Annotated in this window: 9 protein-coding genes; 2 read left to right on the plus strand and 7 right to left on the minus strand. The window is 49.5% G+C overall.

What is annotated here, in order from left to right; translation table 11 throughout:
* Nucleotides 1–80: 80 nt before the first annotated feature.
* Both GA0116948_RS07385 and purE read right to left on the minus strand, forming a co-directional pair.
* Nucleotides 81–1,082 carry a PhoH family protein gene (locus GA0116948_RS07385; protein WP_089710661.1) on the minus strand — a complete coding sequence of 334 codons (1,002 nt, stop codon included), beginning with the start codon at nt 1,080–1,082 and terminating at the stop codon, nt 81–83.
* 680 nt (nt 1,083–1,762) lie between these two features.
* Entirely contained in the window at nt 1,763–2,218 is a 456-nt protein-coding gene (gene purE / locus GA0116948_RS07390) for a 5-(carboxyamino)imidazole ribonucleotide mutase (RefSeq protein WP_089710663.1), read from the minus strand.
* 281 nt (nt 2,219–2,499) lie between these two features.
* Between purE and GA0116948_RS07395 the strand changes: the two genes are divergently transcribed.
* Nucleotides 2,500–5,514: a PAS domain-containing sensor histidine kinase gene (locus GA0116948_RS07395; RefSeq protein WP_165798374.1), complete on the plus strand. Its 3,015-nt coding sequence runs from the start codon at nt 2,500–2,502 to the stop codon at nt 5,512–5,514.
* Entirely contained in the window at nt 5,511–5,936 is a 426-nt protein-coding gene (locus GA0116948_RS07400; protein WP_089710666.1) for a response regulator, read from the plus strand. The genes GA0116948_RS07395 and GA0116948_RS07400 overlap by 4 nt, the downstream gene beginning before the upstream one ends.
* A 78-nt stretch (nt 5,937–6,014) precedes the next feature.
* On the opposite strand, the gene rpe is transcribed toward GA0116948_RS07400, so the two are convergent.
* The 5 genes from rpe to thrA form a co-directional block, all read right to left on the minus strand.
* The gene (gene rpe / locus GA0116948_RS07405) at nt 6,015–6,680 is read right to left on the minus strand and encodes a ribulose-phosphate 3-epimerase (protein ID WP_089711135.1); all 666 of its coding nucleotides are present in this window, start codon (nt 6,678–6,680) and stop codon (nt 6,015–6,017) included.
* A gap of 82 nt (nt 6,681–6,762) precedes the next feature.
* Complete coding sequence (locus tag GA0116948_RS07410; RefSeq protein ID WP_089710668.1) at nt 6,763–7,782, minus strand: tetratricopeptide repeat protein; 1,020 nt, start codon at nt 7,780–7,782, stop codon at nt 6,763–6,765.
* A gap of 133 nt (nt 7,783–7,915) precedes the next feature.
* Nucleotides 7,916–9,217 (minus strand): threonine synthase, encoded by a 1,302-nt coding sequence (gene thrC / locus GA0116948_RS07415; RefSeq protein ID WP_089710670.1) that lies wholly within the window; start codon nt 9,215–9,217, stop codon nt 7,916–7,918.
* A 60-nt stretch (nt 9,218–9,277) separates the two neighbouring features.
* Nucleotides 9,278–10,213 (minus strand): homoserine kinase, encoded by a 936-nt coding sequence (locus GA0116948_RS07420; RefSeq protein WP_089710672.1) that lies wholly within the window; start codon nt 10,211–10,213, stop codon nt 9,278–9,280.
* Between the two features lie 40 nt (nt 10,214–10,253).
* On the minus strand, nt 10,254–12,695 hold the full coding sequence (gene thrA, locus GA0116948_RS07425; RefSeq protein ID WP_089710674.1) for a bifunctional aspartate kinase/homoserine dehydrogenase I: 2,442 nt from the start codon (nt 12,693–12,695) through the stop codon (nt 10,254–10,256).
* Nucleotides 12,696–12,873: the final 178 nt, after the last annotated feature.

Here is a 12,873-nt window from a genome sequence, read left to right on the forward strand (position 1 = left end):
GGTACAAAAGGTCATAAAATGCTTCCCGGTTTACAGACATCATCTTCCGGGAAGCATTTAATTATAGTATGGGCGGCCTTTTACTCCGCCAGTTTAGTGCGTTGCACATTCACATAAGGTCTTGGCTGGTCTTCCTCTTCCTGGGCCGCATCGTAGGCGCGGATGATGGCTTTCACCAGGCGGTGCCTTACCACATCTTCTTCATCCAGGCGCAGATTACCTATACCGTCTACCCCCATCAGGATACGACTGGCTTTTTCCAGGCCGGAACGTTGATTTTTGGGAAGGTCTATCTGGGTCATATCGCCGGTGATGATGGCCTTAGCATTAGAACCAATACGTGTCAGGAACATTTTCAGTTGCAGGTCGGTGGCGTTTTGGGCCTCGTCCAGAATAATAAAGGCATGATCCAGCGTGCGACCGCGCATATAGGCCAGAGGCGCAATCTCTATCACCCGGTTGGTCATAAAGTACGTGAGTTTGTCTGCCGGAATCATATCGTCCAGCGCATCATAGAGAGGGCGCAGGTAAGGATCGATCTTTTCTTTCAGGTCGCCGGGCAGGAAACCCAGGCTTTCGCCCGCTTCCACGGCGGGGCGGGTAAGGATGATCTTGCGCACGGCCTTGTTCTTGAGCGCGCGTACCGCCAGGGCTACGGCAGTGTAGGTTTTACCGGTACCGGCAGGGCCTATGGCAAACACAATATCGTTCTTGTCTACCAGTTGCACCATCCGCTTTTGGCCGGCAGTCCGGGCTTTCACGTTACGGCCATTGGGTCCGAATACCAATACTTCGTTTGGATTGCGATCTTTAAAACTATCCACGCTTTCTTCATCGCCCAGGATCTGTTCAAAATAATTTTCGCTGAGGTTGCCATTGCGTTCCAGGTATTGTACGATCTGGCTGATCTTTTCACTGGCTACATTGACTTCTTCTGCCGATCCGGATAATTTAAGTTGCGTTCCACGGGAGAGGATTTTAAGTAAGGGAAACTTTTTCTTCAGTAAATCCAGTTTTCCATTGTTGACACCGAAAAACTCAATAGGATTGATACTGTCCAGGTTAATAATAGATTCCGTCAACGGTAAGAAAATTTAATGATGAAATAAGGTGAAGGCGCCCTTAGACTTAGAGAGGTGCCGTGGTTGGCATAGCCAGCCAGCAACAGTAGGTGCGAACTTATAGCGGGCGTCATTCAGCGGCCTGGCGGCTGAAGTCCCGCTGCGATGAATTATCATGAAGGTCGGCTAAGCTAAGTAATTACGCCCGGCAGTTATCTGCCTCAGGTATTATCCCAATTTACAAGCAAAAAGCTTGCAAAACATGTTAAAAATTAGTTTATAATTAATTATTTCTGCACAGCAAGGGGATAAATAAATTTGCATAGTAATAGTACACTATTTGCGCTGCCATTTACCACGCCCCGGCACACAGTAAGTCAGATAAACTTAAAGGGCAATCGTTTAAAGAATTAACGCGGCAAACCCATTCCGGCAGTTGTTACAATCGTACTGAAAAAGGCAAGAAGAACGTAATAGCTAATGCCTGTTATACCGTTATTAATATTGGTGTAGGAAAGATAACATCCGCAGCCAGTACGGGTTCCCATAAAAAAACAATTTCCAAAAGACGAGCAGGAAGCTGTATGACAGCTCGCCTTTAGCTAGGGTCTTTTGGAAATTGAGGCCTCTTCCGTAAAAGTTAAATATTTCATCCAGCAGTGGGCACTGGGCCGTAGGCTGTTTTAAATGCAAGTAGATACTTACAGTTTGTAGCCCTGGGCTTTAAAAGCTTCCACTTTTTCTGCCACCGCTTTATCGCTTAATGCAAAAATGCGGGCTGCCAATACGGCGGCATTGCGGGCACCTGCCTTACCTACTGCCAAAGTGCCAACGGGCAGGCCGGCTGGCATCTGTACAATAGAATATAGGGCGTCTACACCACCGGGTAAGCCACCTTCCAGGGGCACACCCAATACAGGTAGTGAGGTGTAGGCTGCTACCACGCCTGGCAGGGCGGCGGCCATACCGGCGGCTGCGATCACGGCACCAAAACCATTACCTGCGGCATTCATGCACAATTCGCGCACCTTGTCCGGATTCCGGTGGGCAGACGCCACCACCATTTCACTTTCAATGTTAAAATAATTTAAAAAGTTTTGTGACTCTTGCATTACAGGTTTGTCGCTTTCAGAACCCATAATAATTAGTACTTTCATCCTCAGATTTTTTATGATGGTTTATATTGATTCCATGACAACTTTTCGTAATCGGCTAGTTATTAAATAGTTATAGTTTTTTACGCTGCTGCCTAACTACTCAGAGATCTCCCTGGCCCCAGAGGAGGTTGCTGACTATTATCAAACCTCCAACCTGCCCCGGAGCGGGTTCAAAGATATTGAGTTTTACCAAATTGGGTGCGGTAGAAGACACGGTTTTCTATAATAGATTGTGTTTTAATGAATATATTAGTTATTTTTATGATCTCTTACATATGCCTATGAACATTGCGATGATGAAGCAAATCCTGGATGTGATCCGGGATCCGGTGGCGGTATATGATAAAAATTGCTGTCTGCTGGATATGAACGCGGCATTCGGAGCGGAAATCTTAAAATATCAGGGTATTGCATTAAGAAAGGGTGATAATCTCAAAGCATTAGGCAATAAGATTCCTCTCTTTGGGCATCAGCCCCCCGACTGGCACCGCGCACTGCTGGGAGAATCATTTCAGTTTGTAAACGCTGTAAGGTTGCCGGGACAGGCCCCTGCTCATTTTGAGATCAGCTTTAAACCGCTTTTAAGTGAAAGTGGAGAAGTGGAGGCGGCCTTTTTTATTTGCCGTAATATCAGTAATGAGCTCAATTACTATAACGACCTGCGCCGGTCCGACTTTCAACTACAGAGCATACAGCAAGCAATTAATAGTTGTGCGCTGGTGTTGATGCTGGATACCACCTGGCACATTGTATCTGCTTATGCCCATGCGTGTAATGTACTACAGCAGCCTGAGCCGCTGCTTAGAGGTCGTTCTTTTGCCGACTTGATTGCACCACCCCATATACCCGACTGGCAAGCACTGGGAGGCAGCCTGGCAGCTGGTCAAACCTGGCGCAGTGAACTGGCTATAATTTTACAGGATAAACGTAGTATTTGGATAGATGCCACCTTTACTCCTATGGTAGATGAACGCCAGCTTATCACCGGCTATGTGGTGATTGGCTTTGACGTGACGGAGCGCAAGCTAAAGGAAATACAACTGCGCGAAAATGAGCGCTTCTTCCGCGATGTGCTGGAAAAACTGCCCATAGGATTGCAGGAATTCAGTCCGCAGGGACTTAGTATAGACATGAATAAAATGCAGCGCCAGATATGGGGGAATGATCATCCGGTGATGACGCAGCCTGGCTACAACCTGCTCAGCGATCCGTATTACCAGCGCAATGGCTTGTGCGACCTGTTTCTCGAAGTGCTGAACCGCAAGGAAGCTGTGAAAAAGGAACTACTGCTTAAATATAAAGAAGAGCTACAAGGCAATATCACCCGTGTATCGCCTGCTTACTACGAAGCTACGGTATTTCCCATTCTCAGTGCTGCCAACGAAGTGACCTTCCTGTTTCTCATACTGGACGAAATCACGGATAAGAAACTCGCTAAAATAGCCGTGGAAAAGAACCAGCGTTTGTTGGACAATATCATCGAGAACCTACCCATGGGTTATATCCAGTTCGATAACTTTGGCTTTATCCAGCGGGTAAACCAGACGCAGCGAACATTTTTTAATTCACCTATAGTTGAAAATTCTGTAGAACAATATAATATTCTCAGCGATCCTTTTTCCCGCCTTTTCCAATTGGACAACCTGTTTATGGAAGTTTTGCAAAAAAACAAGATGATCCGCGTGGAGAAAAAACTGGACTTTAGCCGCGAACAGAAATGGACCAATGTACGCCGCGAGGTGTATATAGACATGACCATTTTTCCCGTGGAAGACCCAGTGGATAAAGATTTGATCGTAGTGGCACTGATGAATGATGTGACCGAGAAGAAACGCCAGGAAAGCGAAAACACCAAGTCGCAGGAGTTGCTTTTGCAAACCGGCGAGATCGGCAAGATTGGCGGCTGGGAGCTGGACGTACGCAAGAAACACCTGCGCTGGAGCGATGAAACGTACAAGATCCACGAGATACCATTGTACCCGCCCATCACCTTCACCCGCCTGCAAGCCTTTTATGCAGAAGAATCGCAGGCCTTGCTGCGCGGTATGGTGAAGGCCATTATACAAGGCAAGAAGCCCAATGATGTGCAGCTTACCCTGCGCACAGCCCGCAACAATACAAAGCGGGTACGCGCCATAGGCCGCCCTGTGTATGAAAACAATAAACTGGTGCGTATCTATGGTGTGGTGCAAGACATCACCGAGCAATACCAGATGAGAGGCCAGCTCACGCGCAACCAGGAAATGATGCGCCTTTTCTTCGATTCTATCGATATGGGGTATGCTGCCATTGAAGACGATGGCCGCGTAACTTACCTTAATCGTAAGGCCCAGCAGATCATCGGCCGGTCGGTGCGTACAGACAGCAATATTTTTGAACTGCTTCCGTGGATGGTGAATACTACTTTCCATGCCCGTCTCAATGAGAGCATTAACCGCAGGGCATCGCAATCTTTTAACAGTTATTTCCAGCGCGTAGATCGCTGGTACGATTTCTTGATTGCGCCCATGCGGGAAGGTGGTGTATCGGTATTTTTCCGTGACATTACCGACAGCAAAAAAATGTCGAAAGAGCTGCGCAAGGCTAATGAGCAACTAAACAGCCTGAATAAAAACCTGCTGAAGCAAAACAAGCAACTGGAAGAATTTGCCCACATCACCTCGCACAACCTGCGTGCGCCCATTGCCAACCTGAAAGCGCTCATGCAAATGCACAACGAAGCATTGGCCCAGCAGGAAAAAGAGCTGTACCTGGGTATGCTGCATGAAGTGATCAAAAAAATAGATGAAACGTTGAACGACCTGGTAGAAGTGGTGCAAATCCGGAAAGATGTGAATGTGGAGCGAGAGTGGCTGAACTTTGCCGACCGGGTGCAGCACCTCCGTGAGATCCTTTATATGGATATAGAAACCAGTGGCATGCAGCTGACCACCGATTTTGAAGAAGCGCCTGGTATTGAATATCCGAAGGTGTACCTGGATAGCATTATCCAAAACATGATTACGAACGCTATCCGGTACCGCTCGCCGGAAAGGCCGCCCAAGCTGCATTTGCAAGCCCGGCGGGAAGACGATTTCGTAGTACTTACGGCGGAAGATAATGGCGTGGGCATTGATATGGACCGGTTTGGAAGTAAATTATTTGGTTTCCGTAAAACTTTTCATAAGAATAAAGATGCAAAGGGCATTGGGCTTTTTATCACCAAAAGCCAGGTAGAGGCGATGGGCGGCAGCATACGCGCGGAAAGTACTTTGGGCGCAGGTACGAAATTTATCATTACTTTTAAGGCCGAATGATCCCTATTATGAGCATGAAGGCCTTTAACATGATTTTTATTGTAGACGATGATCCCATTCATCAGCAGATCTCACAGATCATGTTAGAACGGTTAGGTGTGGCCAAGCAGATCATGAAATTTTGTGATGCAGAGGAGGTACTTACATACTTAAAAGAACATTTGCAGGACGCCGCCGCTATGCCAGACCTTATCCTGCTGGACTTGAATATGCCGGTGATGGATGGATGGGATTTTCTTAATGAATATGCAACCTTCTATAACCAGATTCCGCAAGGGGTGCGGATTTATGTACTTACTTCCTCCATTGATGAGAAGGATAAGGAAAGGGTGAGCCAATATCATTTTGTAAATGGTTATCTCACCAAACCGCTGGCGCATGGGGTGATGATGAAACTGCTGGAAGAAGGGCAGGAGCAATAAGGATAGCGAACAAATTATATAAAAGCAACAGCCCTATACAATGCGTACAGGGCTTTTTTATTTGCTGCGGCGACGGAATTATTTCGTTGCCGTTTTTAATGCATGGATGGCCGCGCGTGGATCGGGTGCGCCAAATACGCTGCTACCCGCTACCAGCACGTCTGCGCCGGCGGCCACAATTTCTGCTGCGTTATGGGCGCTAATGCCACCATCTACTTCTATAAGCGCGGAAGCGCCCGTTTGGTCAATCAGCTTGCGCAGCTCATGAAGTTTCTGGTAGGTCTGCGGGATGAAGGTTTGTCCGCCAAAGCCCGGGTTTACGCTCATCACCAATATCAGGTCTACATCGGTAATAATGTTTTCCAGTTGCGAGATGGTGGTGTGGGGGTTGATGGCCACGCCAGCCTTCATGCCCAGGTCTTTTATCTGCTGAATATTACGGTGCAGGTGGGGGCATACCTCGTAGTGTACGGTGAGTAGGTCGGCGCCGGCCTTTTTAAAATCGGCGGCATATTTTTCCGGCTCTACAATCATGAGGTGTACGTCACAGGTTTTTTTAATCCTTTTCTTTACAGCGGCGATGATGGGCATGCCAAAGCTGATGTTAGGTACAAAGCGTCCGTCCATTACATCGAGGTGGAGCCAGTCTGCCTCACTATCGTTGATCAGGTCCACGGCCTGATCAATATGGAGGAAATCTGCCGCCAGCAAGGAAGGAGCTATATAAAGCGGTCTGTTAGGCATGGATTTAACATTCATTTAGGTTCAGTGCAATAATAAAGAATAATTACCGGCTTTCACAAGGCGTTGCGCGATCGGTGCGTATTTATCCTTTTACCCGGTCCAGGGCAGCTTGGGCCTCGGGGTAAGATTTTTGGAAAGACAGGGCTTTATAATAATCCTCTTTGGCGGCGGTTTTGTTGCCCAATTTTTCTTCGCATAGACCGCGCAGGTAATAGGCCGTAGCACTGGTGGGGGCGGTTTTGGCGGCCATGCCATAATACAGGCCACCTTCCTTCCATCTTTGCTGCAGGCGGGCAATGTCGCCCAGGGCAAAGTAGGCGTTCGTATATGCTGCATCAGCGAGGATACATTGTTTATACGCTTCTATGGCGGCAGGGTAATTCTTTTGGGCTTGCAGGAAATCGCCGGTAGCCATCATAGGATCACCGCTGGTAGGGTCTATCTGGGCGGCTAGCAGAAAATATTGTAATGCTTTGGGCATGTTACGGGCGCTCAGCAGGTAGCCTAGTTCCATCACGGCGTCGAACTGGCTGTTTTTGCCGGCCAGGCTTATGGCGTCTGTAAGGTAGTTAATGGCGGCGCTGGTGTCTTTTTGTTCTTCTGCCATCCGGGCGCGAAGGTAGCCGGCGCGGTCGCGGGAGTGTACGTCCTTAGCCAGTTCATTCACCGCACTGTCTGCACTATGGTAATTTTTGTTTTCGATGAGGGCCAGTGATAGGCGGTATTTCAGGTAATTGTCTGCCGGCGAGAGGGCCAGTGCCTGGCGGAAATAAGCGATGGCCTTCGGGTATAATTCATTATTAATAGCGGCTTCGCCGGCGGCGGCGGGGAAGTCTGGTACGCTGGCATTCAGGCTGGTAGCCTTTTCCAGGTCGGCCAGTGCCAGGGAAGGCTGGGTATTGAAGAGCAGGAGGCCCCGGCGGTAATACAAAGAGGAGGCGGTAGGAAACCGTTGAATAGAATCGGTGAGGGGTGCTATTCCTGGTGCATACAGCGCCGAATCGTTGGCGGCGGCAGGGTGAGTAGCAGTTTGCTGTACGGGCTGTTTCTTTTGCTGGCAGGCTACAGCAGCCAGCAGGAATATTAAACAGATTTTTTTCATAGTGCGTAAAGCTACGAAAAGAGGGATTAGTTTTTATGCTGCCATATGCGTTGGATTTGTATCCTTTGGTCTGAAAAAAAAGCGCCGCAACAGTACATAGTTGCGGCGCAGGTATACCCAGTTGACCTACTTTTTATTGTTGCAGCAACCAGGCCTTTAATGCCTCATCTGTTGCCGGGAGCGGAATGCTTTGTTTGGGTAGGTCATATAGCGCCTGTACCCGTGCGGGGATGTGAATGTGGGCTTTCAGCGCATGGGGTGCGGTGTCGGCAAACTTTACCGGGTGGGCTGTTTCCAGGAAAACGCCGGTGGTCTCCGGGTGTAGGGCCAGGTATTTTTTGAGGCCCAGGTAACCTACTGCGCCATGCGGGTCCAGTAGGTAGCCATTATTTTTATACATAGCTTCCATGGCCTGTACCGTAGCAGTATCGTCGAAAGCGTAGCCGGAAAGTTTTGCCTGTAATGCGGGAAAATTTTGTTCGAACAATTGCAGCACACGCACAAAATTGCTCGGCTCTGCCACGTCCATAGCGTTACTGAGGGTAGCGATGGGGGCGGAAGGTTTATAATCACCGTTTTCCAAATAGCGGGGCACGGTATCGTTTACGTTGGTAGCGGCAATGAAGTGTGCGATAGGAAGCCCTAAAATAGATGCCAAGATGCCTGCGCAGATATTGCCAAAGTTGCCACTGGGTACTGAGAATACCGGGTTTTGCTTACCCAGTGCTTTAAGTTGTTTCACCGCCAGGAAATAGTAAAACATTTGTGGTAGCCAGCGGGCCACATTAATAGAATTGGCGGAAGTAAGCAGTACATGTTGCTGTAGCGCTGCATCGAGGAAGGCACTTTTAACCATGCGTTGGCAGTCGTCGAAGCTGCCTTGTACCTCCAGCGCCCGGATGTTGCCACCCAGGGTGGTGAGTTGCTTTTCCTGTAGGGTGCTTACCTTACCTGAGGGGTAGAGGATCACCACATTAATGCCCGGTACCTGGTGGAAGCCGGCGGCTACGGCGCCTCCGGTATCGCCGGAAGTGGCTACCAGAACGGTAACAGGGCGCTGATCGTTGCGCAGCAGGTATCCCAGGCAGCCTGCCATAAAACGCGCACCCACATCTTTAAATGCCAGTGTAGGACCGTGGAATAACTCCAACGCATATACGTTAGGCTCTACTTCATTCACCGGGAAAGGAAAGCTCAGCGTGTCGCTGATGATCTGCTTTAAAACGGTTTCCGGTATATCATCGCCAACGAAGGGGGCTATTACCTGGTAGGCAATTTCCTGGTCACTATATTTTTCGAGGGCTTGTATAAAATGTAAGTCAGGTGCGGGAAGCGACTCGGGGAAATACAGGCCACGGTCAGGGGCCAGACCCTGCACCACTGCGGTGGTGAAGGAAACTTTTAGTGCGTGGTTATTTAGGCTATAATACTGCATTATTTTATTGTTTATACGATGATTGCTGCCATTTTTTGTAGCCGGTGGAATGCCGCCTGGTTACATCGGTATTACCCGGGAACCCTGGGTGCTGATGGGGGATACATAGATGTTATAATCTACCCCCAGGGGTGCATATACTTCATTCATCACATCGCGCACCTGGCGGGCAATGATTTCACCCCGGCTCAGCATGAATACGGATGGGCCGCTGCCGGAAATGCCCCCACCTAGTGCGCCGGCTTCCTTACATTTTATTTTTAGTTCATGGAAAGCAGGTATTAGGATAGCACGCACCGGTTCCACAATCACATCTTCCAGCGAGCGGGAGATGAGTCCGTAATCTTCCTGGTACAAGCCGGCCACCAGGGCTGCCACATTGCCCCATTGTTTAATGGCGTCTGTCATCAGCACTTTTTGTTTGAGGATGGCGCGGGCGTCGGATGTTTTTACTTCTATCTGCGGATGAATAACGGTTACCCATAATGCTGCCGGGGTGTGCAAGGCGGTAATGTCCAGCGGCTGGTAACTGCGTACCAGCGTAAACCCGCCCATGATGGCCGGCGCTACATTGTCTGCATGCGCAGCACCGCTGGCCAGCCGTTCGCCTTCCATGGCGAAGCGAATGAGTTGTTTGTTGTCGAAAGGGCGGCCAAACAGTTCATTTAGGCCTACCGCGGCACCGGCGCTGCTGGCGGCGCTGGAGCCAATACCGCTGCCGGGAGCAATGTTTTTAAAAATTTCCATTTCCACACCGGCATCTGGCTGGTCCAGTTTTTTAAGGAAGTGCTGGGCGGCCACGCCGCATACATTCAACAAGGGATCCAGCGGCAGGTCTGCGCCGTGAATGGCTTTGATTACAATGCCAGGTGTGTCTGTTTTGCGCAGGATAATTTCGTCGCCGGGGGCATCGATGGCCAGGCCAATTACGTCGAAGCCACAGGCTACGTTGGCTACGGTGGCGGGCGCAAATATTTTTATACAGTCTGTATCCATATGAAGGAGTCGTTAGTAATATTTAAGATGGAAAAATGAATTACCGCGCCGTGCGGATGATGTCTGCAAAGATACCGGAGGCCGTTACATCGGCCCCCGCGCCTGCGCCCTTCACCATGAGGGGCTGCTCGGCATACCGGGCCGTGGTAAAGAGTACGATGTTATCCTTGCCCTGCAAATTATAGAAGGGATGATCTGGCCCTACTGCTTGCAGGCCCACGGAGGCTTTGCCATCTTCATAAGCGGCTACAAACTTTAAGCGTTTGCCTTCTTTTTCGGCGGCGTTGCGCAGGCCATTGAAATAATCGGCAAATACATCCAGTTGTTCATAAAAGGCTGGCACAGAGGGTGCATACAAGGCTGCTTCCGGAAGGAAGGAATTGTTTACGATATCTTCCATTTCCAGTGGCACCCCGCTTTCCCTTGCCAGGATAAGAATTTTGCGGGCCACATCTACGCCGCTTAGGTCTATGCGCGGATCGGGTTCGGTATAACCTTCGTCTTGCGCGGCCTTTACAACATCGCGGAAGTTGGCATTGCCCACGAAATGATTGAACACGAAGTTGAGGCTTCCAGACAGTACGGCCTGTATGCTGCGCACCTGGTCGCCGCTGCGTATCATATCGTTCAGGGTATTGATCACCGGCAATCCGGCGCCTACATTGGTTTCGAACAGGAAAGATGCATTGAACTGGCGGGCCAGGTCTTTCAGTTTTTTATAATTGGCATAACCGGAAGAACAGGCAATTTTATTGCAGGTGACTACCGATATACCATGTTGTAAAAATTCGCTGTACACGGCGGCCACGGCGGGGCTGGCGGTATTGTCTACAAACACGCTGTTGCGCAGGTTGAGTTTTTTAGCCTGTTGTACAAATGCGCTCATTTCCATCTGGTCGCCGGCTACCAGTGCATCCCGCCATTCGCCGGAGGCAATGCCTTTTTCACGGAAAGCCATTTGCTTACTGTTGGCCACCCCGATCACGCGAATGTGCAAGCCTAGTTCAGATTCCAGGTAGGCGTGCTGCTGGTGTAATTGCTCCAGTAGTTTGCTGCCCACATTACCCACGCCGGCAATAAACAGGTTCACCTGTTTGGTAGGTGTTTCAAAGAAAGCCTCGTGCAGTACGTTCAGCGCTTTTTTAATATCGTTTTTATGGATAACGGTAGAGATATTTTTTTCGGTAGATCCCTGTGCAATGGCGCGAATGTTAATGCCATTGCGGCCCAGGGCGCCAAACAGTTTGCCACTGGTGCCGTGGTGATTCTTCATTTTATCGCCTACTACTGCAATGATGCTCAGGTCGCGCTCCACCAGCAGGGGTTCTATTTTCTTTTCGTGGATCTCCTGTCCAAATTCGTCGTCTACCGCCGCTTTGGCTTTCAGCATGTCTGCCTCGTGTATGCCTACGGTAATGGAATGTTCTGAAGAACTTTGGGTGATGAGGATCACGTTAATGCGGGCATGCAGCAACGCGTCGAATAGGCGTTTGGAGAAGCCGGGAATGCCCACCATGCCACTGCCTTCAAGGGTAAGCAATGCAATATGTTGTATGCCCGATATGCCCGTTACGGGGTAGTTTCGCTCAGTGCTGTTTTGAATAAGAGTACCGTGATCATCAGGCGCAAAGGTATTTTTGATCCAGATAGGAATACGTTTGTTCATGACCGGTTGGATGGTAGGTGGGTAAATCACCTTGGCACCAAAGTGGGAGAGTTCCATGGCTTCTTCATAAGAGATGTGTGCAATGGGCAATGCCTGTGATACCAGTCGTGGATCGGCGGTCATCATGCCGCTTACGTCGGTCCAGATGTCCAGCAGGCTTGCATTTACAGCAGCTGCCACGATGGCGGCGGTATAGTCGGAGCCGCCGCGCCCCAGGGTGGTTGTTTCGTTTTCTGCGGTGGCGGCTACAAAGCCCGGCAGCACTGTATATGCTGCGGGGCTGCTGGCAAAAAACTGTTGTAATTGATGATTGGTAGCCGTAAAATCTACCTGGGCATTGCCAAAGCGGTCGTCCGTAAGAATAAGTTCGCGGCTATCTTTCCAGGTGGCGGAGAGTCCCAATTGTTTCAGTTTCTCGGCTACCAGATAAGAGGATACCAGCTCGCCAAAGCTCATAATTTTGTCTAGCGTGCGTTTGGAAAGTTCGCCCACTTGAAATATGCCATCGGCCAGGGTTTCCAGTGAATTGAGCCTTTTCTTTACCTGGCTGATAAGGCCACTGTGTATAGTAATGGGAAATAGGGTGCGGATGGTATCGAAATGTTTGATTTCAATATCTTCCAGGATGCGTTTGTAGTTTTCTTGTCCTTTGGCGGCGAGTGTGCCGCATTGAATGAGCTGGTCGGTAACGCCGCTCATCGCGGAAACTACAATGGCATAACGGCCACCTGGTTTGTGATGCTGAAGGATATGGCAAACCTTTTCGATGGCCTTTGCGTTACCTACGGAGGTACCGCCGAATTTTAATACTTGCATGTTTGAAAAAAGTTGATGTTGGAAAGGTCCGGAGCTTTGCCGGCGGTGTACCAGTTAACTGGTCGGAGGACGATATGTGAATATTAACCCCGAAGGGTTGTAATAATGGTGGTAGTAATCATAAAGCTACCGCCAAAAGCCACAGTGAAGCCTGTTGCAGGAACGCTGCAAGGAGAGG

This window comes from Chitinophaga costaii, assembly GCF_900094705.1.
In the GTDB taxonomy this organism is placed as follows: domain Bacteria; phylum Bacteroidota; class Bacteroidia; order Chitinophagales; family Chitinophagaceae; genus Chitinophaga; species Chitinophaga costaii.